The sequence below is a fragment of the Paraburkholderia sartisoli genome, from assembly GCF_900107685.1.
Taxonomy (GTDB): domain Bacteria; phylum Pseudomonadota; class Gammaproteobacteria; order Burkholderiales; family Burkholderiaceae; genus Paraburkholderia; species Paraburkholderia sartisoli.
On record NZ_FNRQ01000001.1, the window covers coordinates 412,585 to 438,257 of the forward strand.

19 protein-coding genes are annotated in these 25,673 nt (G+C 65.2%); 14 read left to right on the top strand and 5 right to left on the bottom strand.

What is annotated here, in order from left to right; all coding sequences use genetic code 11:
• Window positions 1-40 precede the first annotated feature (40 nt).
• The 3 genes from purE (at window position 41) to BLV45_RS01895 (ending at window position 2,899) form a co-directional block, all read left to right on the top strand.
• Window positions 41-559 carry a 5-(carboxyamino)imidazole ribonucleotide mutase gene (gene purE / locus BLV45_RS01885; RefSeq protein WP_090528160.1) on the top strand — a complete coding sequence of 173 codons (519 nt, stop codon included), beginning with the start codon at window positions 41-43 and terminating at the stop codon, window positions 557-559.
• An 86-nt stretch (window positions 560-645) separates the two neighbouring features.
• On the top strand, window positions 646-1,842 hold the full coding sequence (locus tag BLV45_RS01890; protein ID WP_090528164.1) for a 5-(carboxyamino)imidazole ribonucleotide synthase: 1,197 nt from the start codon (window positions 646-648) through the stop codon (window positions 1,840-1,842).
• Between the two features lie 13 nt (window positions 1,843-1,855).
• Window positions 1,856-2,899, top strand: a complete 1,044-nt coding sequence (locus BLV45_RS01895) for an L-threonylcarbamoyladenylate synthase (protein ID WP_090528166.1) — start codon at window positions 1,856-1,858, stop codon at window positions 2,897-2,899.
• Window positions 2,900-3,005: 106 nt separating this feature from the next.
• Here BLV45_RS01895 and BLV45_RS01900 read toward each other — a convergent pair whose 3' ends face one another.
• A complete protein-coding gene (locus BLV45_RS01900) occupies window positions 3,006-4,193 on the bottom strand; it encodes an SGNH/GDSL hydrolase family protein (RefSeq protein ID WP_090528169.1) in 1,188 nt (395 codons plus the stop codon).
• Between the two features lie 170 nt (window positions 4,194-4,363).
• Window positions 4,364-5,998, bottom strand: a complete 1,635-nt coding sequence (gene dacB / locus BLV45_RS01905) for a D-alanyl-D-alanine carboxypeptidase/D-alanyl-D-alanine endopeptidase (protein ID WP_407670970.1) — start codon at window positions 5,996-5,998, stop codon at window positions 4,364-4,366.
• A gap of 362 nt (window positions 5,999-6,360) precedes the next feature.
• Here dacB and BLV45_RS01910 point away from each other — a divergent pair, with 362 nt between their 5' ends.
• The 6 genes from BLV45_RS01910 (at window position 6,361) to BLV45_RS01935 (ending at window position 12,162) form a co-directional block, all read left to right on the top strand.
• Window positions 6,361-7,023: a response regulator gene (locus BLV45_RS01910; protein WP_090528175.1), complete on the top strand. Its 663-nt coding sequence runs from the start codon at window positions 6,361-6,363 to the stop codon at window positions 7,021-7,023.
• Window positions 7,024-7,027: 4 nt separating this feature from the next.
• On the top strand, window positions 7,028-8,329 hold the full coding sequence (locus BLV45_RS01915) for an ATP-binding protein (RefSeq protein ID WP_090528178.1): 1,302 nt from the start codon (window positions 7,028-7,030) through the stop codon (window positions 8,327-8,329).
• Between the two features lie 190 nt (window positions 8,330-8,519).
• A complete protein-coding gene (locus tag BLV45_RS01920; protein ID WP_090528180.1) occupies window positions 8,520-10,019 on the top strand; it encodes a DegQ family serine endoprotease in 1,500 nt (499 codons plus the stop codon).
• Window positions 10,020-10,190: 171 nt separating this feature from the next.
• Entirely contained in the window at window positions 10,191-10,685 is a 495-nt protein-coding gene (locus BLV45_RS01925; protein WP_090530954.1) for a hypothetical protein, read from the top strand.
• A 343-nt stretch (window positions 10,686-11,028) separates the two neighbouring features.
• Complete coding sequence (locus BLV45_RS01930) at window positions 11,029-11,382, top strand: DUF427 domain-containing protein (RefSeq protein WP_407670971.1); 354 nt, start codon at window positions 11,029-11,031, stop codon at window positions 11,380-11,382.
• Between the two features lie 33 nt (window positions 11,383-11,415).
• On the top strand, window positions 11,416-12,162 hold the full coding sequence (locus BLV45_RS01935) for a CoxG family protein (RefSeq protein ID WP_090528182.1): 747 nt from the start codon (window positions 11,416-11,418) through the stop codon (window positions 12,160-12,162).
• A gap of 197 nt (window positions 12,163-12,359) precedes the next feature.
• On the opposite strand, the gene BLV45_RS01940 is transcribed toward BLV45_RS01935, so the two are convergent.
• The gene (locus tag BLV45_RS01940; RefSeq protein ID WP_090528185.1) at window positions 12,360-13,007 is read right to left on the bottom strand and encodes a TetR family transcriptional regulator; all 648 of its coding nucleotides are present in this window, start codon (window positions 13,005-13,007) and stop codon (window positions 12,360-12,362) included.
• 432 nt (window positions 13,008-13,439) lie between these two features.
• Here BLV45_RS01940 and BLV45_RS01945 point away from each other — a divergent pair, with 432 nt between their 5' ends.
• The 3 genes from BLV45_RS01945 to BLV45_RS01955 are packed head-to-tail and all read left to right on the top strand — an operon-like array spanning window position 13,440 to window position 19,419.
• Entirely contained in the window at window positions 13,440-14,672 is a 1,233-nt protein-coding gene (locus BLV45_RS01945; RefSeq protein ID WP_090528188.1) for an efflux RND transporter periplasmic adaptor subunit, read from the top strand.
• 15 nt (window positions 14,673-14,687) lie between these two features.
• On the top strand, window positions 14,688-17,894 hold the full coding sequence (locus tag BLV45_RS01950) for an efflux RND transporter permease subunit (protein ID WP_090528191.1): 3,207 nt from the start codon (window positions 14,688-14,690) through the stop codon (window positions 17,892-17,894).
• 1 nt (window position 17,895) lies between these two features.
• Entirely contained in the window at window positions 17,896-19,419 is a 1,524-nt protein-coding gene (locus tag BLV45_RS01955) for an efflux transporter outer membrane subunit (protein WP_090528194.1), read from the top strand.
• A gap of 168 nt (window positions 19,420-19,587) precedes the next feature.
• Here the strand turns inward: BLV45_RS01955 and BLV45_RS01960 are convergent, their stop codons facing one another.
• Together BLV45_RS01960 and BLV45_RS01965 are read right to left on the bottom strand one after the other, a co-directional pair.
• Window positions 19,588-20,943 (bottom strand): Fic family protein, encoded by a 1,356-nt coding sequence (locus BLV45_RS01960; protein ID WP_176954052.1) that lies wholly within the window; start codon window positions 20,941-20,943, stop codon window positions 19,588-19,590.
• A 289-nt stretch (window positions 20,944-21,232) separates the two neighbouring features.
• A complete protein-coding gene (locus BLV45_RS01965; protein ID WP_090528197.1) occupies window positions 21,233-22,669 on the bottom strand; it encodes a nucleobase:cation symporter-2 family protein in 1,437 nt (478 codons plus the stop codon).
• A 391-nt stretch (window positions 22,670-23,060) separates the two neighbouring features.
• Between BLV45_RS01965 and BLV45_RS01970 the strand changes: the two genes are divergently transcribed.
• Complete coding sequence (locus BLV45_RS01970) at window positions 23,061-24,491, top strand: xylulokinase (protein ID WP_090528199.1); 1,431 nt, start codon at window positions 23,061-23,063, stop codon at window positions 24,489-24,491.
• Between the two features lie 67 nt (window positions 24,492-24,558).
• A complete protein-coding gene (locus tag BLV45_RS01975) occupies window positions 24,559-25,665 on the top strand; it encodes an S-(hydroxymethyl)glutathione dehydrogenase/class III alcohol dehydrogenase (RefSeq protein ID WP_090528202.1) in 1,107 nt (368 codons plus the stop codon).
• Window positions 25,666-25,673 lie beyond the last annotated feature (8 nt).

A 25,673-nucleotide genomic window follows, 5' to 3' on the forward strand; every position in this document is an offset into this window, starting at 1 on the left:
TGCCAGTGATTGAAGCCCGCCCGATAAGGAAGTTCGTACGATGAGTGAAGCACAGACCACCCACACGCATGCCGCGCCACTCGTTGGTGTGCTGATGGGCTCCAGTTCCGACTGGGACATCATGAAACACGCCGTCGCGCTCCTTCAGGCGTTCGGCGTGCCCTACGAAGCGAAGGTCGTTTCGGCGCACCGCATGCCCGACGAGATGTTCGAATACGCGGAGCGTGCGCGCGAGCGCGGCCTGCGCGCGATCATCGCGGGTGCGGGCGGTGCCGCGCACCTGCCCGGCATGCTGGCCGCCAAGACCACGGTGCCGGTGCTGGGTGTGCCGGTTGCGAGCAAGTATCTGAAGGGCGTCGATTCGTTGCACTCGATCGTCCAGATGCCGAAGGGCGTGCCGGTCGCGACGTTTGCGATTGGCGAAGCCGGTGCGGCGAACGCAGCGCTTTTTGCCGTATCGATCCTGAGCGTGGCGTTGCCTGAGTACGCGGACCAGCTTGCTGAATACCGCGTGCATCAGAACAAGGCGGCACATGCAATGGTATTGCCCGCGCTGTAAGCGCGAACCGATGTTTCCTGCCTGACCCCGGCCGTTGCGCATCAGATTCCTGGCTGCCTGCGCTGCGGCCGCTGCCGACCACTGAGATGAATTCAGACAACACACCGGTTTCACCGATTCTGCCTGGCGCCTGGCTGGGCATGGTCGGTGGCGGCCAGCTTGGCCGCATGTTCTGCTTCGCCGCACAGGCGATGGGTTACCGCGTCGCCGTGCTCGATCCGGACGAGGGCAGTCCGGCGGGCGCCGTCGCCGACCGGCACCTGCGCGCGGCGTACGACGACGAAGCGTCGCTGACCGAACTCGCGCGCCTCTGCGCGGCCGTTTCGACCGAGTTCGAGAACGTGCCCGCCGCGAGCCTCGATTTCCTCGCGCGCTATACGTTCGTCAGCCCGGCTGGCCGATGCGTCGCGATCGCGCAGGACCGCATCGCCGAGAAGCGCTTTATCGCCGCTTCGGGCGTGGCGGTGGCGCCGCATGTGGTGATCGAGTCGTCGGCCGCGCTTGAAGCGATCGACGACGCGAAGCTCGAAGCCGTGCTGCCCGGCATCCTCAAGACGGCGCGGCTCGGTTACGACGGCAAAGGCCAGATTCGCGTGCGCAACGCCGGGGAAGTCCGCGAGGCGCATGCGTCGCTCGGCGGCGTGGCGTGCGTACTGGAAAAGCGTTTGCCGCTGAAGTTCGAGGTCTCGGCGCTGATTGCCCGCGGCGCGAACGGGACGTCGGCGGTGTATCCGCTCGCGCAGAATACGCATCGCGACGGCGTGCTCTCGCACACGATCGTGCCGGCACCGGATGCGAGCCCTTCGCTCGTCGAGCAGGCCCAGCAGGCCGCGTTGCAGATCGCCGCGAAGCTGGGTTACGTCGGCGTGCTGTGCGTCGAGTTTTTCATCCTGGAAGACGGCTCGCTCGTCGCGAACGAGATGGCGCCGCGTCCGCACAATTCCGGGCACTACACCGTCGATGCCTGCGCGACCAGCCAGTTCGAGCAGCAGGTTCGCGCGATGACGGGCATGCCGCTTGGCGACACGCGCCAGCATTCGCCGGCTGCGATGCTGAACATCCTCGGCGATGTCTGGTTCAAGGATGGCCCGAAGCGCGCGGCAATCACGCCGCCCTGGCATGAAGTGGCGGCGATGCCCGCGGCGCGGCTGCATCTGTACGGCAAGGAAGAGGCGCGGCCGGGCCGCAAGATGGGCCACGTGAACTTCACCGCCGCGACGCTCGAAGAAGCGCGCACGGCGGCGCGTGACTGTGCGCGCCTGTTGCACATCGTCAAGAGCTGAGATCGCAGTCACGATGCCGGATCAACCGAAATCGCCGGAGCAGGGCGTGCTTCCCGTCAGCGCGGCAGACATCGCGAACGCCGCGGCGCTGTTCGACGCGGGGGAACTCGTCGCGTTTCCGACCGAGACCGTCTATGGCCTTGGCGGCGATGCCGAAAGCGCGGATGCCGTCGCGCGTATTTATGCCGCGAAGGGCCGGCCGGCGAATCATCCGGTCATCGTGCATCTCGCGCCAGGCGGTGATCCGGGTTACTGGGTCGAGCGCCTGCCTGCCGAGGCGCAACGGCTGATCGACGCGTTCTGGCCAGGCCCGCTCACGCTGATCCTGAAGCGCGCGGCGCGCATTCCTTCGGCGGTGAGTGGCGGGCAGGATTCGGTCGGGCTGCGTTGCCCGTCGCATCCGGTGGCGCAGGCGCTGCTTGCCGCATTCAGTGCGCTGCGTGGCGGACATGGTGGCGTCGCGGCGCCGTCGGCGAACCGGTTCGGTCATGTCAGCCCGACAACCGCGCAGCACGTGCGCGAGGAGTTCGGCGACTCGATTCACGTGCTCGATGGCGGGTCGTCGGAAGTCGGCATCGAGTCGACGATTCTCGATCTCTCGCGTGGCTTCCCGGCGCTGCTGCGACCGGGCCGCGTAACGCCGCAGGATATCGCCGACGTGCTGGGCGAGATGCCACGTCTTCCAGATGGCTCGGATGCGACGGCACCGCGCGCGTCGGGCACGCTCAAGGCGCACTACGCGCCACGCACGCCGCTCACGCTACTGCCGTTCGAAGCGCTGGAACCGATGCTCGCGGCGCGCGCGGCGAACGAGCGTGTGGCGCTCGTCGCGCGGGTCTCGCGCGCGGGGAACTGGGCCGACGCTGACGGCGTGCATTTCGTCGCCGCGCCCGAGGATCCGCATGCTTATGCACGTGAGTTGTACAGCCTGCTACGTGCGCTGGATCGGGCCGATGTTTCGCGGATACTGATCGAGAAGCTGCCGGATACGATCGAATGGATCGCGGTGAACGACCGGCTGGGTCGGGCCGCCGCGGCGTTCGAGGCGCAGGGTTAGACGCGCCGGTCTCATCCATCTCACCCTTCGCACCAGTAAAAATGCCCGGCTCAGCCGAGCCGGGCATGACTGATCGGCAGACGCGCCGATCGCTATTCCAGAACCATCACTTGCCGATGCCGTGTTGAGCCACTGCCTGCTCGACGGTCTGCGCGAAGAGCGCATGCAGGTGCGTGGACGGATGGACCGAATCAGCAAACATGTACGTCTGATCCGCGCCGGCCACCGTGTACGTTTGCGGCGAGCAGAACAGCGACGAACCGAACGAGCTGCCGAAGTCCGCAGCGGACTGGCCCGGCGCGAGCACGCTCGGGTTTTGCTGCGCATACGTCGTTGCCGCCGCTTCCATCTTGCCGAGGGCACAACCCGTATCGGTGTTCGACACCGTGAAGCCGAGCGACTGGTAGCTGGCGACCGACTGGTCGAGCCACGTGTATGCGCTCACGTAGATGACCTGCGGGACGTTGCCCAGGTATTGCTTCAGCGCGTTGTTGTACGGCACGGTAAGGGAATCGAACAGTCCCTGGGCGGTCGGGCCGCCCTGGATGCCTTCAGGCGTGACCTTGAGATCGGGCACGTCCGACACGACGACGTGCGCCGCGCCCTTCGACAGGATCAGTTGAACCGCACCGACGAACTGCTGCGCGGCCAGCGTCATGCCGGCCGTGGCCTGCGTTTGTGCCGCCGCCAGAGCTGAAGGCTGAAGCGTGCCAGCCTGCACCGCCGCGGCTGTTTTCTGAAGGACCGTTGCCCAGTAGAAAATGTCGTTCGCGCCGCCGTTGATCAGCACCAGCTGGTTCGCGTTGAACGAGCCGTGTTGCGCGATGTATTGATTGACCTGATCGGTGACCGGCACCGTGGTGGCCTGTGCGTAAGAAGGCAGCGGCGGGCTCGCATAGCCGATACCCGGCTGCGTGCCGACGCGCGAGCCACCCTGCGCATAACCGAGGCCGGCCGTCGCGACCAGCGGCTGGCCGAAGCCGCCCAGGTTCGCTGCTGTCAGCGTGTCGCCGTAGTACTCGGCAACTTTTTGCGTCCAGATTTCACCCGGATTCGTCGTGAAGCGACCACCGCCGAAATTGGCCTGAATGGCCGGCGCGTACGTGCCCACATCCGAAAGACTGTCGCCAAACGACACCACCTGCAGCTTCACACCGCCCGGCGGCGTGCTGCTCGCGTTGTTGTTGTTATCGCCGCCGCCACCGCACGCGGCGAGCAAAACAAACGCCGCGCTCGCGATCGCGCACTGTGCGATCCGCGCGAATCCTCGATGTCCGATTTCGTTGTGCTTCATTTCGACTTCTTCTCCTCGCGTCCTGTCGTTGTCGTTTGATCGCATCGCGCGACGCGGGGCGGCGCGCGATGCGTGTCCTCGTGCGATTGTGTGAGCCTGCACGATGGACAGTGTCCGACAGCGTACACGCTACCCGTGTAGGAGACGAACGGCTTCCGTAGAAGAATCCCTCAATGCCTGCCGCGCGAATGCGGGTTTTTCCTGGGCTTTGCGCGAGGTGCATCAGAGATATCTGGCATCGGCCTGGACGGTCCCTGATAGATCCATTCAAGCAGTGCGTCGTGCGCGGCACGCGCGGCCTCGGCGTGCGGATCGTTGATGAAGCTCACGACGACGTAGCTCGAGCCATCCGAAGAAGCTACATAGCCCGCGATCGCGCGCACGTCGCGCAACGTGCCGGTCTTGATGTGCGCGTTGCCATTGACGGGCTGGCGCGTCAGGCGATTGCGCATCGTGCCGTCGACACCGGCAATCGGCAGCGAATCGACGAACACCTGGGCGACGGGGCTCGCGTTAGCCGACTGGAGGAGGTCCGCGAGCGAGAGCGCCGGGATATGCTCATCCCGTGAAAGTCCTGAACCGTTCTGGATCTGCAGATTTTCGGTGGGCAGCGCGCTGCGATGCATGAACGTATCGATGGCGTCGATGGATTTTTCCGGCGTCGCGGGCGGTTTGTCGATCACCGCGCCGATCGTCAGGAACAGGTTGCGCGCCATCGTGTTGTTGCTGAACTTGTTGATGTCGCGAACGATGTCCGAGAGCACGGGCCCCTGGTGAACGGCGACCTGTCGCGCCGTGGCCGGCACGGCGCCTTCGCGTGTCGTGCCGTGGAACGTACCGCCGCCTTGCTGCCACAACGCAAGAAAGCCGCCCGCGAAAAACGCGCTGTGGTCGAGCACGGCGACGTTGACCGTGCGGTCGCCGCAGCGCACCGGGAAGTCGCCGCTGAACGTCGCGTTGACGGTGCCGTCCGGCATCGGCGTCACCGTCGGCGTCACGGCGGTCAGGTCGCCGCGGCACGGGCCGTTCGTCGCGTGCAGCTGGTTGTCGATCTGCAGTTGTGCGAGCGCGGGCAGCACGTCGATGGCAACGGTGCCGTCCGGCGAAGGCGACAGCGAGAACGACAGCGACTTGAACGCGTACAGCAGCGGGTCGGGGCCGACGTTGTACGGGGCGGTGGTGTCGTCGTCGAAGGGCGGCAGGTCGCGGGTCGACACATCGAAGAAACGCTTGTCGAGCACAAGTGCGCCGTCGATGCCGTTGATGCCCGACTTGCGGATCTTCTGCACGAGATCGATCAGCTCTTCAGGCACGAGCTTCGGGTCGCCGGTGCCCTGTATGTAGAGATTGCCATGCAGCACGCCGTTGGCGTCGAGCGTGCCGTCCGTGAACGCGCTCGTGCGCCAGCGATAGTCCGGCCCGAGTATCGAGAGGCCCGCGTAGGTCGTGACGAGCTTCATCGTCGAGGCCGGCATCATCGGTTTGCCGGCGTTGAGCGCGAGGATCGGCGTGCGGTCACCGATCTTCTCGACGACCACGCTCACCGACGAAAGCGGCACGTGCGCGCGCGCGAGTCCGGCCATCACTGTCGGCGGCAGCACCGTCGTGACGTTGACCGCGGGGTGCTTCGCCTTCGTGCGCGCGAAGGCGGGCGTGGGCGCCGCGACGCACGCGAGCGTCAGCGCGAGCACGGCGGCGCATGCGAGCGTCACGCGCGGGGCGCGGGGTGTGCGGGGCTCGCTTGCCATGCCCGCGGCAGGCGTCGGGCTCGTGCGCGACACGTGACGGAGGCCGGAGCGCGACATGGCATCCGCCGCGTCCGGGCGGCATGACGTGGCGGCATCACTGGATGAAGCACGGCGCGGCGAAAGGCGGCGCGCGAATTCGAGGAGGAAAGCGGTCGTCATGCGGGAGCTGGAGGTGAGTGCTTTTGTAAGGCTGTGCGTCGCGACATGCGGGCAGCCGGTTGGACAGCAAGCCGCACGGCGTCGCGCAAAAGCGCTCATTGTAGAGACAAGCCGCGACGTTGCGCGAAAACGCTGGCATCGCACGGCCATCGTGACCGCTCGCGCTCCGCCCACGCGACGGAAGATAGAATGCGTGTTCACAGGCGTGGCTGAAACACAACTGAACCACGACCGAACCAGAAAACGTCAGGACGGGTGCCATGCGGATACTGCTTGTCGAAGATGACCGGATGATCGCGGAAGGCGTGCGCAAGGCGCTGCGCGGCGAAGGCTTTGCTGTCGACTGGGTGCAGGACGGCGAGGCCGCGCTCACCGCCGTCTCGGGCGAGCCCTATGATCTGGTGCTGCTCGACCTCGGCTTGCCGAAGCGCGACGGCCTCGACGTGTTACGCACGCTGCGCTCGCGCGGCCTCGCGCTGCCGGTGCTGATCGTCACCGCGCGCGATGCCGTCGCCGATCGCGTCAAGGGCCTCGATGCGGGCGCGGACGATTACCTCGTCAAACCGTTCGATCTCGACGAACTCGGCGCGCGCATGCGCGCGTTGATCCGTCGCCAGTCGGGCCGCAGCGATTCGACGATCCGCCACGGTCCGCTCACGCTCGATCCGGCGTCGCATCAGGTCACGCTCGAAGGCGCGCTGGTTGCGCTTTCGGCGCGCGAATTCGCGCTGCTCGAAGCGCTGATCGCGCGTCCGGGCGCGGTGCTGTCGAAGAGCCAGCTCGAAGAAAAAATGTACGGATGGGGCGAGGAAATCGGCAGCAACACCGTCGAGGTCTACATTCACGCGCTGCGCAAGAAGCTCGGCGCGGATCTGATCCGCAACGTGCGCGGCCTCGGCTACATGCTCGCGAAGGAAGCCTGAACCGATGCGCTCGATTCGCCGTCAATTGCTGTTCTGGCTCCTCGCGATCGTGCTCACGGGCGTGTGCATCGCGGGCTGGCTCATCTATCGTCAGGCACTCGCCGAAGCGAACGAACTCTTCGATTACCAGTTGCAGGAAATCGCCGGTGCGCTGCCGTCGGAGTCGTTCTCGCAGGTGCTCGGCTCGCGCGACACCGGCGAGGAAGGCATCGTGCTGCAGATCTGGAATCGCAACGGCGTGCTGATGTATTACTCGACGCCGCGCGCGCCGCTTTCGCCGCGCGCCGAACTCGGGTTTTCGACGCAACGTACCGAGCGCGGCGACTGGCGCGTGTACGGCGCGATCGTCGGCGACAACGTCGTGCAGCTGGCGCAGCCGCTTTCCGTACGCAACCGGCTCGCCGCGAACGTCGCGCTGCGCACGCTGTGGCCGCTGATCGTGCTGTTGCCGCTACTCGGCGTCGCGGTGTGGGTCGTCGTCGGTCGCGGGTTGAAGCCGTTGCGGCGCGTGGCCGGTGCGCTCGACACGCGTCATCCCGAAGCACTCGATCCGCTGCCTGACCAGCGTCTGCCGCTCGAAGTGCAGCCGCTCGTGCGCGCGCTCAACGGGCTGCTCGCACGCCTTTCCGCCGCGCTCGATACGCAGAAGGCGTTCGTCGCCGACGCCGCGCATGAACTGCGCACGCCGCTCGCCGCCGTGCAGATCCAGACGCAGCTTGTAACCCGCGCGCGCGACGACGACACGCGCCGCGAAGCGCTTGTCGATCTGCAGGCCGGCGTGACGCGCGCGACCCGCCTTGCGGAACAGTTGCTCGCGCTCGCCCGCGCGGAACCCGATGGACACGCGGTGACGAGCGCCGTCGATCTGCACGCGATGCTCGCGGAGTGCGTGGCGTCGCGCGCGCCGCTCGCGCAGCAGCGCAACATCGACCTCGGCATCGAGGCGACCACGCCGGCGTCGGTGACCGGCGAACCCGAAGCGCTGCGCGTGATGCTCAACAACCTGCTCGACAACGCGACGAAATACACGCCGGAAGGCGGACGTGTCGACGTGAGCCTGAAGGTCGAGGAGGGACATCCCGTCGTACGGATCGCGGATACCGGCCCGGGCATCCCCTTCGAGGAACGCGAGCGCGTGTTCGACCGTTTCTATCGCGTGGGCGCGGGTGCGAACCGCGCGCGCAGCGATATCGCGGGGAGCGGCCTCGGGCTTGCGATTGTGAGGCGCATCGCGCTTCAGCATCACGCCGACGTGACGCTCGGCGAATCCGCTTCCGGCGGGCTGCTCGTGACCGTGCGGTTCTGAGCGGCGCGTCCGGGTCGCGGGAAACCCCGTGACAGCAAGTATCTTGCGCCGGACCGGAGCAACGCGCTAAAGCGCCAACTCTGGTCGACAGACAAGGCTGTGCGGCCAGTTTCGAAATTAAGACTCCTTTAAGTGACGCCGCGTACGCTTCAAATCATTCAGAAGCGCACCTCTTTGTCAGGAGTACACGATGCAAGCGAAGACCCTCAAACGTAGCGCCGTCGCGATGGCGGTCGCAGTGGCACTGTCGGCGGGCTATGTGGCCGGTCACCGGAACGTGGCGCCGCCTGAAGTCATCGCGCCGGCACAGGCCGCGATGATGCCCGCGGAAGCGGCTGCCAAAACCGGTGTGCCGGATTTCTCTGGCCTCGTGGAAACCTACGGCCCGGCCGTCGTCAATATCAGCGCGAAGCACGTGGTTAAACACGTCGCGCAGCGCGGCGGCAGCGGGAACGCCGGACAATTGCCGATGGACCCGTCCGATCCGTTCTACCAGTTCTACAAGCACTTCTTCGGCGGCATGCCGGGTGGCCCGGGCGCGGGCGGCGACGACCAGCCCGACGCACCGAGCGCGAGCCTCGGTTCAGGCTTTATCGTCAGCAGCGACGGCTACATCCTCACCAATGCGCACGTCGTGGATGGCGCCAACGTCGTCACCGTCAAGCTGACCGACAAGCGCGAGTTCAAGGCGAAGGTCGTCGGCGCGGACAAGCAGTCGGACGTCGCCGTGCTGAAGATCGACGCGACCAATCTGCCAACCGTGAAGATCGGCGATCCGCGCCAGAGCAAGGTCGGCCAGTGGGTGGTCGCGATCGGCTCGCCATACGGCTTCGACAACACGGTGACCTCGGGCATCATCAGCGCGAAATCGCGCTCGCTGCCGAACGAAAACTACACGCCGTTCATCCAGACCGACGTGCCCGTGAACCCGGGCAATTCGGGCGGCCCGCTCTTTAACCTGCAAGGCGAAGTGATCGGCATCAACTCGATGATCTATTCGCAGACGGGCGGCTTCCAGGGCCTGTCGTTCGCGATTCCGATCAACGAAGCGATCAAGGTCAAGGACGATCTCGTCAAGACCGGCCACGTGAGCCGCGGACGCCTCGGCGTCGCGGTGCAGTCGATGAACCAGACGCTCGCCGATTCGTTCGGCATGAAGACGCCGCAAGGCGCGCTGGTGAGCTCGGTCGACGCGACCGGGCCGGCGGCAAAGGCCGGCCTGCAGCCCGGCGACGTGATCCTGTCGGTCAACGGCTCGCCGGTGGCGGATTCGGCGGATCTGCCCTCGCAGGTCGCGAGCATGAAGCCGGGTACGGTTGCGGACGTTCAGGTATGGCGCAACAAGGCGACGAAGGACCTGAAGGTGACGATCGGCACGCTGTCGGATGAGAAGGTGGCATCGGCGGATACGCCGGCGCAGGAGCAGGGGCGTCTGGGCGTCGCGGTTCGCCCGCTCACGCCGCAGGAAAAGAGCGGCGCGTCGCTGACGCATGGCCTTCTCGTGCAGCAGGCGGACGGTCCCGCCGCGAGCGCCGGCGTTCAGCCCGGCGACGTGATCCTCGCGGTCAACGGCAACCCGGTGACGACCGTCGACCAGTTGAAGCAGATGGTGAAAAGAGCGGGCAACAGCATTGCGCTCCTGATCCAGCGCGACGATGCGCAGATCTTTGTACCAGTCGACCTCGGTTGATGTAAGAAATACCGTCGCTGGTTTTTTCTCCGGCTCTGCGGCCCGCCGGTCCATCGATCTTCGGGCCGCAGCCACATCGAGGCTGCGGTGTTTCACGGCGCCAGGACGTTTCCGGGCATGGAGCTTGCGGCCGACAGTTTTCAGCACGAACCATGGCAAGGAGCGATGCAGATGAAAACACAGAGTACTCAGCGAAGGGTCATCACCGCGGCGGTCGCGGCGGCCCTGACGCTTTGCACCGCGACCGGCGCGTTCGCCCAGGCGAGCGGGACGACCGGTGGCACGACGACCGACACCACCAGTGCCGGCAATGCGAACGGCGGCGGCCTGCCGCAGATCCAGCAGCAGGGCGACGTGTCGTTCACGTCGGGTGGCGTTGGCCAGGATGAATCGAAGGCGTTGCGGGCCGCGCAAAGCCAGTGGCCGCTGTCGTTGCGCTTCACGGGGCCGGGCTCCGACTTCCTCGCTGATGTCGAAGTGCAGGTGGTCGACGCCCATGGCGCCAGCGTGCTGGAGGCGAAGTCGCGCGGCCCTTATATGCTGGTCAGACTGCGTCCGGGCCGCTACACGGTCCATGCCACTTACAAGGACCGCGAGCAGACCAAACCGGTTTCGGTGACGGGCAAGGGCACGACGCGCGCGGCGTTCGCCTGGAACACGCAGTAAAAGTAACGTGCGCAGTGCTTTTGCTGCGTCGCACAAACGTTGCGTGCAGGTGCGCGAGGATACGCAAAGGCCGCGCAAGCCGCCGAAGTTTCGCCGATAATGAAGCCACGGGCACGCCCCGTGGCTTTTTCGTTTCGAAGCCGCGCGGCCTGCCGGAACGCGCACGCGCGGCAAGCGGACTGGCGGCGGATAGCCGTCGTGCTGTCACGCGGGTTTCCACCGCATCTCGGAGCTGGACATGATGGAAGACGCCCCGGCAGGCAACGCAAGTCCCGATCCGGACGACGCCACCGGCAAACCGTCAGGCAAGGACCCGGGCAAGCCGGGCGCGGGCCACGGCAGCCTGGGCGGCGGTCATCGCGTCGGCGTCGCCGCTAACCGGCATCGCGTGCGGGTCATCCATCTCGGCGTGACCGTGGCCGATACGCAGGCGGCGCTGACCGTCTCCGAAACAGGCCTTCCGGACGTGTTCTATTTTCCGCGTGCCGACGTCAACATGGCGCGGCTTGAACGTTCCACGCACACCTCCCGATGCCCGTTCAAGGGCGAGGCGTCCTACTATCATCTGCTGACCGAAGAAGGCGTCGTCGAAAACGCCGTGTGGACGTACGAGACGCCCATCGAGGCCGTTCAGCAGATCACGGGTTATCTGGCGTTTTACACATCGAAGGTGGACCGCATCGATCAGACCTCCTGATCGCGCGGTGAGAGGGCTCATGGGGAGGCCGTCATGGAACTGAACGACGCGTTGCGGATTCCGCTTGCACCATCGGACGTGTGGGAAGCGTTGCAGGATCTCGCGCTGTTGCGCGCGAGCCTCGACAACTGCGAGTCGTTCGCCCGCACGCCCGGCGGTGAATACGCACTGACGATGACGGTACCGCTCGGGCCGCTGCGCGCGCATTACGACGTCCGCGCGCATGTCGTGAGCCCGGACGGCGTGGAGCCGGCCACCATGCACCGGATGCTCAACTTCAAGGCGCGCGCACAAGGGGTCGGCGCGCTGCGCGGGCAGATGGAAGTGCGACTGCGCGCGGACGACCACTGGATGAGCGGCTCCAGACATCCACATACGCGCATCGACTATTCGGTCTGGGCGACGCTTACCGGGCCGCTGTCGCAATTGCCCGTCCGCCAGATCGAGAACGCGCTGCACGATCTCGCCGACACGTTTTTCACCGAGTTCTGTGAAGTCGTGCAGGCCAAGCACGGCATGAAGCCGAACCGCGTGCAGGGCACGCCGGCGCGGCGTCAGCACGTGTTCCTGCGGCCGGTCAACCTGAGCGCGCTCGCGCGCCGCGCGCGGCCGCACGACCACGGCGGCGCGCTCACCGGGCGCGCGGCAAGCACGATGCTCGGTACGCGCGCGCATGACCATCAGCATGATCCGCACGCGGTGCCGAACTGGGCGTGGGCCGGGATGATCTTCTTCGTTGCGGTGCTGCTGTATCTGGCGCGGTGGTTCAGCCAGGGTTAGCCGTCCCGGTGGCGCGGCGGTTTGCACACCGCCGCTTTGGCGGGCATTTTCGATTTGCGGTGGATCGCCGTGACTCGCCGTGCGTCGGCGTGTCCAGCGATTGGTGAGGCGGCCTTTACCTGACGACTCCAGCGCCGCTCACACGTCGCGAAATTTCCGTCTCTTCCATCGAGCCCCGCGCAGCCCGCGCCGGGCCTTCAACCGTTCGCGCTGCCCGTGCGCAGCGCGGGACTTGTCCGCAGCGAATCGAACAGCGCATGGACCATCGATTCGGCATGCTCACCAAAATCGAACGCGCCGGGCAGAAACAGCATGTCACGCAACGACCCGCTGATAAACGAGTGAATCATCGCCGCCGCGCGCGCCACGTCGAGATCGGCGGGCAACTGGCCTTTGGAGATCGCGTTGCGCACGCCGCCCCTGAGATTTTCCAGCCCCTCGCGCATGTTGTTCTGGCAGCGCGCCATCACGGGGCCCATGTCCTCGACGAATTCGCATTTCATGAACAGGATGTCGAACACGCGCCGGCGACGCGGATCGTTCGCCGTGTCGCGCAGGCACACGACGCAGATATCGACCAGGCGCCCGAGCGGATCGGGTTCCCCGGGATCGAGCGACGCGGCTTTCAGTTCGTCGAGCGGCAGCAGCACGCGGTCGAACATCTCAGTGAAGAGATCGCCCTTGTTCGCGAAATGCCAGTAGATTGCGCCGCGCGTCACACCGGCGGCCTGCGCGATGTCCGCGAGCGACGTGCGCGACACGCCTTTTTCGAAAAAAACCTGCTCTGCGGCGTCGAGGATGCCGTTGCGCGTCTCCAGCGCTTCTTCCTTGGTTCGGCGAACCATATCTGTCTGTCCTGCGTGTGCGAGAGTGCGGGTTGTCCCGAATGTTATTAAGTGCGGCCAGTGACAATCCGTTCAATAGTCTGGCTATCTGGAATGGATCTTGCCGCAACGGCACGTGAGACGTTGTAAACGGTCTTTTACGTGCAATCATGAATGTATATATAATAGCACCCCATCGATCGGATAGCCCAAGCCGTGTCGACCGGTTAATATCCGACACTGTTGTCTTTAAAAACACTTGCGAATCGTCTGAAAGGGCGTCGCAGTGCGGCATTTCCCGGTTTGGCGCGCTTCTGTCAGGACTTCGCCCGGGTTGCACGTGGCATTGTCAGGGCTATCGATCAGGCGTCTAACGACGCATGTGTGCGCCGTCGTCCCCGGGGTAGGGATGCGCGCACTTTTTCATTCTCAGTCTTTGACAGAGGTCGCTCCATGCGCGTCGAACGGGTTCCATTCCGCTTAATCTGTGCCGCGACGGCTGCCGTATTTCTCGCAGCATGCGGTCAAAAACAATCAGCCCCTCCGCCTCAAACGCCTGAAGTCGGCGTCGTGACCGTCGAGCCGCAGGTCGTCCCGGTCACCACCGAGCTGCCGGGCCGCACCAGCGCGTTCCTCGTCGCGGAAGTCCGCGCACGGGTGGACGGCATCGTGCTGCGCCGTGAATTCACGGAAGGCGCCGAGGTCAAGGCCGGCCAGCGTCTCTACAAGATCGATCCGGCACCGTATATCGCCGCGCTGAATAACGCGAAGGCAACGCTTGCCAAGGCGCAGGCGAACCTCGCCACGACCACCGCGCAGGCGAGCCGCTACAAGGTGCTCGTCGCGGCGAACGCGGTCAGCAAGCAGGATTACGACAACGCCGTCGCCGCGCAGGGTCAGGCCGCGGCTGACGTCGCCGCCGGCAAGGCCGCCGTCGACACCGCGCAGATCAACCTCGGCTATACCGACGTCACGTCGCCGATCACGGGGCGCATCGGCATTTCGTCGGTCACGCCGGGCGCGTACGTGCAGGCCAGCCAGGCCACGCTGCTCTCGACGGTCCAGCAGCTCGACCCGGTCTACGTCAACCTGACGCAGTCGAGCCTCGAAGGCCTGAAGCTGCGCCGCGAAATCCAGGAAGGGCGTCTGAAGACGAGCGGCATCCACGCCGCCAAGGTCACGCTGGTGCTGGAAGACGGCCGCGCGTATGCCGAAACCGGCAAGCTGCAGTTCAGCGACGTGACGGTCGACCAGACCACCGGTTCGGTGACGATCCGCGCCATTTTCCAGAACAAGGACCGCGTGCTGCTGCCGGGCATGTTCGTGCGCGCGCGCATCGAGGAAGGCGTGAACGAAAAGGCGCTGCTGGTGCCGCAGATCGGCGTGACGCATGACCAGAAGGGCCAGCCGACCGCGCTCGTCGTGGGTCCGGACGACAAGGTCTCGCTGCGTCAGCTGGTGGCCACCACCACGTACCAGTCGAACTGGGTCGTCGAAAGCGGGCTGAATCCGGGCGATCGCGTGATCGTGCAGGGTACGGAGAAGGTCCGTCCGGGCGCGACAGTGAAGCCGGTCGCCGCGCAACTGCCGGCCACCCCCGCCTCCGGCGCCGAGGCTCAAGGCGCACCAGCGGCCAGCGGTGCGCAGACGGCTCAGGCTGCCTCTGCTGCATCGGGCGCGCAATAACAGGGAGCCCGCTTCATGGCAAAGTTCTTTATCGATCGCCCGATTTTTGCATGGGTGATCGCCATTATCCTGATGCTCGCGGGTATCGCGTCGATCTTCACGCTGCCGATCGCGCAATACCCGACCATCGCGCCGCCGGCTGTGCAGATCAGCGCAACGTACCCGGGCGCATCGGCGAAGACGGTTGAAAACACCGTCACGCAGGTGATCGAGCAGCAGATGAGCGGTCTCGACCACTTGCTGTACCTGTCGTCCACGTCGGACGATTCGGGTACGGCCACGATCACGCTGACCTTCGCGGCCGGCACCAACCCCGACATCGCGCAGGTGCAGGTGCAGAACAAGCTGCAGCTCGCCACGCCGCTGTTGCCGCAGGTCGTCCAGCAGCTCGGCACCAAGGTGACGAAGTCCAGCAGCAGCTTCCTGCTGGTGATGGCGTTCGTCTCCGAAGACGGCAGCATGAACAAGTACGACCTGGCGAACTACGTCGCGTCGCACATTCAGGATCCGGTCAGCCGTCTTGACGGCGTGGGCACGGTGACGCTGTTCGGCTCGCAGTACGCGATGCGGATCTGGCTCGATGCGAACAAGCTGACCAACTTCGGCCTCACGCCGATCGACGTGCAGACGGCGCTCCTCGCGCAGAACGTGCAGGTGGCGGGCGGCTCGCTGGGCGGCACGCCTTCGGTGCCGGGTCAGGTGCTGCAGGCCACCATCACCGAAGCCACGCTGCTGCAGACGCCGGAGCAGTTCGGCAACGTGCTGCTGAAGGTGAACCAGGACGGCTCGCAGGTCCGGATCAAGGATGTCGCGCGGGTCGAACTCGGTGGCGAAAACTACAACTTCGACACGAAGTACAACGGTCAGCCGACGGCCGGTTTCGGTATCCAGCTGGCCACCGGCGCGAACGCGCTGGCCACGGCGAAAGAGGTGCGGGCGAAGGTCGACGAGCTGTCGAAGTACTTCCCGACCGGTCTCGTCGTGAAGTACCCGTATGACACGACGCCGTTCGTGCGCCTGTCGATCGAGGAAGTGGTCAAGACGCTGCTCGAAGGTATCGTGCTGGTGTTCCTCGTCATGTACCTGTTCCTGCAGAACCTGCGCGCGACGTTGATTCCGACGATCGCCGTGCCGGTGGTGCTGCTGGGCACGTTCGCGATCATGGGTCTCGTCGGCTTCTCGATCAACACGCTGTCGATGTTCGGGCTCGTGCTGGCCATCGGGCTGCTGGTGGACGATGCGATCGTGGTGGTGGAAAACGTCGAGCGGGTGATGGCCGAAGAAGGGCTGTCTCCACGCGAAGCGACCCGCAAGGCGATGGACCAGATCACGGGCGCGCTGATTGGCGTCGCGCTGGTGCTGTCGGCGGTGTTCGTGCCGGTGGCGTTCTCGGGCGGCTCGGTCGGCGCGATTTACCGGCAGTTCTCGCTGACGATCGTGGCGGCGATGGTGCTGTCCGTGCTGGTCGCGTTGATTTTGACGCCGGCGCTGTGCGCGACGATCCTGAAGCCGATTCCGCAGGGCCATCACGAAGAGAAGAAGGGCTTCTTCGGCTGGTTCAACCGCACGTTCGAAAAGAGCCGGGACAAATATCACGTCGGTGTTCACCACGTGATCAAGCGTTCGGGTCGCTGGCTCATCATCTATATGGTGGTGATCCTCGCGGTCGGCCTGCTGTTCGTGAAGCTGCCGAAGTCGTTCCTGCCTGACGAAGACCAGGGCACGATGTTCGTGCTCGTGCAGACGCCGTCGGGCTCGACGCAGGAAACGACGGCGCGCGCGCTGAAGGACGTCTCCGACTACCTGCTCAACACCGAAAAGAGCATCGTCGAATCGACCTTCACGGTGAACGGCTTCAGCTTCGCCGGCCGCGGCCAGAACGCGGGTCTCGTGTTCGTGCGGATGAAGGACTACGCCGAGCGCCAGCATTCGGACCAGAAGGTGCAGGCGCTGGTCGGCCGGTTGTTCATGCACTTCTCCGGTTACAAGAACGCAACGGTGTACCCGGTGAATCCGCCGTCGATTCCGGAGCTCGGCACGGCCGCGGGCTTCGACTTCGAACTGCAGGATCGCGCGGGTGTCGGCCACGAGGCGCTGATGGCCGCACGGAACCAGCTGCTCGGCATGGCCGCGAAAGACCCGACGCTCGCGCAGGTGCGACCGAACGGCCTGAACGACACGCCGCAGTTCAAGGTGGACATCGACCACGAAAAGGCCGCGGCGCTGGGCGTGTCGCTGTCGACGATCGACCAGACGTTCTCGATCGCGTGGGCTTCGCAGTTCATCAACAACTTCCTCGACGTCGACAGCCGGATCAAGAAGGTGTACCTGCAGGGCGATGCGCCGTTCCGGATGACTCCGGAAAACCTGAACGACTGGTACGTGCGCAATTCCGCGGGTGGCATGGTGCCATTCTCGGCGTTCGCCACCGGTACGTGGACGTACGGTTCGCCGAAGCTCGAGCGTTTCAACGGTATTTCCGCGGTGGAAATCCAGGGCGCGGCGGCGACGGGCAAGTCGACCGGTCAGGCGATGAACGCGATGGAAGCCATCGCGGCGAAGCTGCCGGCGGGTATCGGCTACGAATGGACCGGTCTGTCGTTCCAGGAACGTCAGTCGGGTTCGCAGGCGCCGATCCTGTACGCGATCTCGATCCTCGTCGTGTTCCTGTGTCTCGCGGCGTTGTATGAGAGCTGGTCGATTCCGTTCTCGGTGATCATGGTGGTGCCGCTCGGCGTGATCGGCGCACTGCTGGCGGCCACGTTGCGCGGGCTCGAAAACGACGTGTTCTTCCAGGTCGGTCTGTTGACGACGGTGGGGCTCTCGGCGAAGAACGCGATTCTGATCGTGGAATTCGCCCGCGAGCTGCAGCAGTCGCAAGGCATGGGGCCGATCGAAGCGGCGCTGGAAGCCTCGCGTCTGCGGTTGCGTCCGATCCTGATGACGTCGCTGGCGTTCATTCTCGGCGTGTTGCCGCTCGCGATCAGTAACGGCGCGGGCTCGGCGAGCCAGCACGCGATCGGTACCGGCGTGATCGGCGGGATGCTGACCGCGACGTTCCTCGCGATCTTCATGATCCCGATGTTCTTCGTCGTGATCCGCGCGAAGTTCGGCGGCGAGAAGGAAGACCCGGATGTTGCGATGGAACACTACAACCAGCACCATCCGCACGATCCGGAAGGCGGCGCGGGTGGCAACGGCTCGGGCAAGGAAGGGCATTGAGATGCAAAAACATTCATTGATCGCAGTCGCGGTGGCGTTCCTCGCCGCGGGTTGCACGATGGCGCCGAAGTACGAGCGCCCGGCCGCGCCCGTTTCGGACAGTTTTCCGACGGGCGGGGTCTACTCGACGCAGCCCGGCGCGGCCGACAACGGCACGCGTAGCGCGAACGGCCAGGCGGCCACGGATATCGGCTGGCGCGATTTCTTCACTGATCCGCGCCTGCAACGCCTGATCGAGATCGCGCTGAAGAACAACCGCGATCTGCGCGTCTCGGTGCTGAACATCGCGGCGTCGCGCGCGCAGTACCAGATCACGCGTGCCGAACTGTTCCCGACACTGGACGCCGCCGCATCGCAGAGCAAGCAGCGCACGCCGAAGAATCTGTCGGTTTCAGGCAATACGATCACCAACTCGTATTCGGTCGGGTTGAATGCATCGTGGGAAATCGACTTCTTCGGTCGTGTCCAGAGCCTGAAGGATCAGGCGCTGGCGCAATATCTGGCGACGGCGCAGGCGCGCAAGGCGGCGGAAATCGCGCTGGTGTCCTCGGTGGCGGATCAGTATCTGACGCTGCTTTCCACCGACGACCTGCTCAAGGTCACGGAAGGCACGCTGAAGACAGCGCAGGATTCCTACAACATCACGAAGCTGCAGTTCGAGACGGGCACGGGTTCCGAACTCGACCTGCGTCAGGCGCAGAGCGTGGTCGAGCAGGCGCAGGCGAACCTGCAGGCGCAGGCGCGTCTGCGGGCGCAGGCTGAAAATGCGCTGGTGCTGCTGGTGGGCGAGCCGCTGCCTTCCGATCTGCCGCCGGGCCTGCCGCTCAACGACCAGAATCTCCTCACGGATATTCCGGCCGGTCTGCCGTCGGATCTGCTGCAGCGTCGTCCAGACATCATCGAAGCCGAGCAGAACCTGCTCGCGGCCAACGCGAATATCGGGGCGGCGCGTGCTGCGTTCTTCCCGCGGATTTCGCTGACCGGCAACTTCGGTACGTTGAGCCCGACGCTCGGTGGCCTCTTCAAGGCGGGTTCCGCGGCGTGGGCGTTCGCACCGCAGATCACGCTGCCGATCTTCGAAGGTGGCGCGAACAAGGCGAATCTCGACCTCGCCAACGTGCAGAAGAACATCCAGATCGCGCAGTACGAAAAGGCGATCCAGACAGCCTTCCGCGAAGTCGCCGATGGTCTTGCCGCGCGCGGCACGTTCGATCAGGAAATCGCCGCGCGGGAACGCAATACGTTTGCCGAGCAGCGTCGTTTCGATCTGTCGGACCTGCGCTACAAGAACGGCGTGGACAGCTACCTTTCCGTGCTGACCGCGCAGACCGATCTGTACGCGGCGCAACAGACGCTGATCAACGCGCGCCTGCAGCGTCTGACGAACCTCGTCGATCTGTACCAGTTCCTGGGCGGTGGGTGGATCGAGCGGGCCGGCGAAACGCCGCGTCCGGCCGATGCGCCTGTCGACTACGGCGCGGCCAGCGCGCCGGCAGCGGCTTCGGCGCCGTCGTCGGCGGGGTGATGCGGGTGGGTTGATCGGTCCGGCGGTTCGTTGCAGTTGCCGCCGGATCGTGAGCAGCGAGCAGAAAAAATGCTTCGGGAAACCGCCAGCCGTTCCGATGAGGCGTGGCCACGCGGTGCCTGATTGCTACAAGATGCGCTCCAGTCGATGGCTGGAGCGCATTTTTGTTTAGTGCGGCCGATTGGCGGTGATCCAGGCCTGGGTGGCGGTCAACGGCAGCCGGTATCGCGCGCAGTTGAATACCTCCAGTTTCTTCAGCTCCTCAAGCAACATTGCCGGGAAGCCCGGGGCCTTGTCCTCGGTGAGCCCCAACTTCTCCACGGTGGCCTGGGCGGATTTTCTGTCGAGAACCACGAGGCCAATGGCCTCGGTCAGATGCTCCCGGTATCGCAGTCTCAGAGGGTTCGGGGCGCCCATGGACTCCATCAGGACGACATACTTCTTCATCGAGCGCCGCCAGGTCCAGGCGAATAGATCCACTGCGCGCGAGACATCACGGAATTCGTACACGCCCAGCATCGCCTGGGCGTAGTCGTGAGGGTCGACGTCCAGGAAGGACAACGGCGAGCAGTTATAGAGCATCAGCGGAATGTTGGCTGCCAGGCGACTGGTGCGCTTGTTGCCATCCTCGAATGGTTGCAGGTACGCCAGATTCACCCACAGGAAAAAGGCAGCCTCGACCGGATTCTTGATGAACCTGGCCTTGGCCAGAATGGTCTCCAGCATCTCCTCGAGTACGGCTGGCACTTGCGTCGGCACGTAGACGGTGTCACTGATGTTGACCAGCTTCCTGCGGATGGTGCCCAGCGCGTCGGTATCCGCCAGAAGGTCCTGCATGAGCACCGCATGCAGGTTTCGGATGAGCGCGCTCGAGAGGCCCTGCACCGGTACGGCCTCGACCAGAAACTCGATGGCCGTCTTGTGGTTGAGCAGCATCACCGCGTCGGCGTCGCTGCCGGCGGTCCCGCGCCTGAACAGCTCCTCTGTCGCGAGCAAGGTGTAACGGTTGCCCTCCAGATGAGAGGACGACCAGGACAGGTCGATGAGCAGTTGCTCCAGCACCTTGCGCGCGTAGGTCCCCGCAGGCTGTTGTTCGCGCAGGCGACCGGCGCGATAGAGCTCTTCGGCCAGGTCCTGTGGCATCAACCAGCTCTCATTGGGCACGTAGTCTTCGACAAAATCGCGCCGGTAGGTGACCGGGTCACGCGCAGCCAGAGGGACATCGAGTTTGCGCCCGAGCTCAACGGCCTCGGGTGACCATGCCGGATGCAGGCCGGCGGAAGGCGGGTCGAGGGGGGCGGTCTGGACGGCCGCAGCCACGCCGGCCAGCCGGTAGCGGGTGGCGCGCGCCTCGCCACTACGCATGAGCTGCCCGCTGAAACACAGCGCATCGAGGTGGCGCCGGACAGTGGCAGAACTGCCGTGGGTAGCGTGGATGACGTCGGTAGAGGAAACTTCCAGTTCGCCCGCCTGGGCCAGACGTCGGATGGCGTCGAGGATAGCTTCCGGGGTCAATCTGCTCATGTATCTGCTCAGTATCTGCTCAATATTGAGCAGATACTAGCAGAATGAGCAGATACTTCAAATTTTGAGCAGATACTGAGCAGACAGGCGCGGTGACCCATGGATTTGAGCAGATTGTCCGGCAGGCACTGGCGCCAGAGGCCGGCGAGCTGTCAATGAACCTGCCGACTCGGCCCTGGCACTTCCTCGACGCAACGGCCAGCGGGAAAACCGTGGCATTTTCAGTTCTGGCGCTGCTTCGCCGCTTCATCACCGCACCGCACGACGCAGATCGCGCGGTGCGCGTCTTTCAGTGCGCGTCCGCGGGGCGCGCTTCGAAGTCGTTCGCCATCTGCAGGGTATCGTCGCGTGACGGCAGCTCAGCTTGCGCGCGGCCGTCGAAATCGTGGCCCGCGCGCCGGATGGCGTTCTTCGCCGCGCGCTCGCCCTTCACGCCGTTGAAGATCAGGTTCAGCGCGACCGCCGATACCGCCGCCAGCAAGATGCCGCTATGCAGCAGTGGCGAGAGCGCCGGCGGCAGCTTCGAGAAGAACTGCGGCGACACGACCGGCACGAGGCCAAGCCCGACGCTCACCGCGACGATGAAGAGGTTGTGGTGATTCTTCACGAAGTCGACCTTCGAGAGCACCTTGATGCCGTTTGCCGCGACCATCCCGAACATCACGATGCCGGCGCCGCCGAGCACGAATGCCGGCACCGACGCGACCACCTGCGCCATCTTCGGAAAGAGGCCGAGCAGCACGAGGATCACGCCGCCCATCGCGCAGACAAACCGGCTCTTCACGCCCGTCACGCCGATCAGCCCGACGTTCTGCGAGAACGACGTGTGCGGGAACGAGTTGAAGATGCCGCCGAGCAGCGTACCGAGCCCGTCGACGCGCAGGCCGCGCACCAGCGTCTTCTGGTCCACCGGCCGGTCGACCATGTCGCCGACCGCGAGGAACATGCCCGTCGATTCGATGAACGTGACGAACATCACGGTCACCATCGTCGCGATCGAGAGCGGATCGAAGTGCGGCAAGCCGAAGTGGAACGGCATCACGAAGCCGACCCACGGCGCCGCCGTCACGCCGTCCATGTTGACACGGCCGAGCAGCGCGGCGATCACGAAGCCCGCGACGATGCCAAGCAGCACGGAAATGTTCGCGACAAAGCCCTTGCCGAACTTGTTGATCAGGAGAATCAGCATCAGCACGACAAACGACAGGCCCAGATAGACGGGATTGCCGTAATCCGGATTGCCGACACCGCCCGCCGCCCAGTTGATGCCGACTTCCATCAGCGAGAGCCCGATCACCGAAATGACCACGCCGACCACGACGGGCGGAAAGAACCGCAGCAGCTTGCCGATCGCCGGCGCGAGCAGGATGCCGACAATGCCGGCGGCGATCGTCGAGCCGAAGATATCGAGAATGCCGAGCGACGGATTGGTGCCGATCGCGACCATCGGGCCGACGGCGGCGAACGTGCAGCCCATGATCACCGGCAGACGGATGCCGAAGATCCACAGGCCGAGCGTCTGGATCAGCGTGGCGATACCGCATGAAAACAGGTCGGCGCTGATGAGAAACGCGATCTGGTCCTTGGGCAGCTTGAGGGCGCTGCCGATGATCAGCGGAACGGCGACCGCTCCGGCGTACATGACGAGCACATGCTGGATGCCCAGTGTCAGCAACTGGCCGGCGGGCAGCCGCTCGTCGCACGGGTGAACCGTGTTCGATTGCATTTTGTCTCTCTCCACATCTCGTTTTCGGGATGACTCCAAGGTAGGGGGAACGAAAAGATGCAACAAGACCGCTGTGGCCTATTCCGGGCTTCGCGGCGATCATATACGCGCGGTACATTTGAAAGCTGCGTGAAATGCGCGCTCATCGCAAACCGGCGCTCAGGCCCGTGGGGCGGAGTACCGCGCGAATGCAGCCGCCGAAGCCCTTGCGTCGCGATATGTGTGAAAATCGATGAAGCGTATTCGACGCAGCGCATAGTGTCGTTTCGACGCGCTCGCTCGTCTGGCCGGGTTAACCCGCGATTTGCGCTTTTGACGTAGCGGATGCATCGCGCGGAAAGCCGCCTGTTTTCGCACCCGTTTTCCCCTCTTTTTCGACCTTTCCTCGCCCATGCGTTTTCTTGGCATCGACCTCGGCACCGGTTCACTGAAACTTTCGACCGTCGATGAAGCAGGGCGCGAACGTGCGACGGCGAGCGTCGCGTATGCGATCGCGACGCCGCATCCCGGCTGGGCCGAAACGTCGGTCGACACGTGGTGGCGCGCCCTGTGCGACGCGGCGGCGAAGCTGCCCGCCGCCGAGCGCGACGACGTTCGCGCGATCGGTTTTTCCGGGCAGATGCACGGCGTCGTGCTTACCGATGGGCACGGCCGCGCGGTGCGCCCCGCGATGCTGTGGCCCGATACGCGCGCGCTGTCGCTGCTCGATGCATGGCCCGACCCGCAGCCCAACCCTGTTGCGCCCGGCATGGCGGGCCCGCTGCTGCGCTGGATCATGCTGAACGAGCCGCACACCGTGGACGCCACGCGCTGGGCCCTGCAACCGAAAGACTGGCTGCGCGTCGCGCTGGGCGGCGCGTTCGTCACCGATCCGTCCGATGCGTGCGCGACCGCGCTCGCCGATCCGGCCGGCGTCTGGGATCACGCGATGCTCGACCGGCTCGGCGTACCGCACGCATGGTTCGCGCCGCTCGCGCCTTCGTACGCATCGGGCGGCGTGCTCTCCGACGAAGCGGCGCGCGCGCTGGGCCTGCGTGCCGGCATCACGCTCGCGACGGGCGCGGCCGATACACCGTGTGCCGCGTTCGGCAGCGGTCTTGCAAACGATGGCGACGCGCTGCTCACCACCGGCAGCGGCGGCCAGATCGTCGTGCTCGCGACCGGTGAGCCGGCCGCCGCGCGCGGGCTGCATCGCTATCGCGCGGCAACCGACCACTGGTACCGGATGGCGGCCATGCAGAACGTCGGCGTCGCGCTCGAAGCGGTGCGCGGCTGGCTGTCGTACGCATGGACGGACGCCTATCGCGATGCGTTCGCCGATGACGCCGCACCCGGCCTCACGTTCCTTCCATATCTCACCGGCGAGCGCTCGCCGTGGCTCAACCCGTCGGCGCGAGGCGGCTGGCTCGGGCTCGCGCTCGGTCATTCGCGCGGCACGATGATGCGCGCCGCATTCGAAGGCGGCGCGTTTTCGTTGCGTGCGGGGCTCGACGCGATCCGCCGCAGTGGCGTCGAAGTGACGACGCTGCGGCTCGCGGGCGGCGGCTCCGTCGATGCACGCTGGCGGCAGATGCTCGCCGACGCGCTCGATGTCGAGCTGCACGCGGTCGATTGTCCTGACGCGGCGGGGCGCGGTGCTGCGATACTGGGCGGTCTTGCGGGCGGTCACTGGCACGCGTCCGACCTGGCGTCGCTGGCGCCGGCGACAACCCGCGTCGCGGGTCCGCGGGACGATCGCGCGCTGGCCGCCCGCTATGCACGCTTCCTCGATCTTTACGCACGCGTGGAGGACTGGTTTCCTGCGTCCGCCGCGCCTGACTGAATTTGCAACGTGGCGATCGGCGCCTGGCATCGATCGTCGCATCTACCGACCTTTAGGAGCATTCACGATGAAGACCAAAGCAGCCATCGCATGGAAAGCGGGCGCACCACTCACGATCGAGGAAGTCGATCTCGAAGGCCCGCGTGCGGGTGAAGTGCTGATCGAGGTGAAGGCCACGGGCATCTGTCACACCGATTACTACACGCTCTCGGGCGCGGACCCGGAAGGCATCTTCCCGGCGATTCTGGGCCATGAAGGCGCAGGCGTGATCGTCGATGTGGGCCCGGGCGTGGGCACGCTGAAGAAGGGCGACCACGTGATTCCGCTCTACACGCCGGAATGCCGCCAGTGCAAGTTCTGCCTGTCGCGCAAGACCAACCTGTGCCAGGCGATCCGCTCGACGCAGGGCCGTGGCCTGATGCCCGATGCCACGTCGCGTTTCTCGCTCGACGGCAAGCCGCTCTTTCACTACATGGGCACGTCGACGTTTTCGAACTACATCGTCGTGCCGGAAATCGCGGTGGCGAAGGTGCGCGAAGACGCCCCGTTCGACAAGATCTGCTACATCGGGTGCGGCGTGACGACGGGTGTCGGGGCGGTCGTGTACTCGGCGAAGGTCGAGGCGGGCGCGAACGTGGTGGTGTTCGGTCTCGGCGGAATCGGCCTGAACGTGATTCAGGGCGCCAAAATGGTTGGCGCGGACAGGATCATTGGCGTCGACCTGAACCCGGGTCGCGTCGAACTGGCGAAGAAGTTCGGCATGACGCACTTCATCAACCCGAACGAAGTCGAGAACGTCGTCGATCACATCGTGCAACTCACCGATGGCGGCGCGGACTATTCGTTCGAATGCATCGGCAACACGAAGGTGATGCGTCAGGCGCTGGAATGCACGCACAAGGGCTGGGGCCAGTCGTTCATCATCGGCGTGGCCGCGGCGGGCGAGGAGATCAGCACGCGTCCGTTCCAGCTCGTGACGGGCCGCGAATGGAAAGGCTCCGCGTTCGGCGGCGCGCGCGGGCGCACCGACGTGCCGAAGATCGTCGACTGGTACATGGAAGGCAAGATCAACATCGACGACCTGATCACGCACCGTCTGCCGCTCGAGCGCATCAACGAGGGCTTCGATCTGATGAAGAAGGGCGAGTCGATCCGCTCCGTCGTGCTGTACTGAAGCAACGG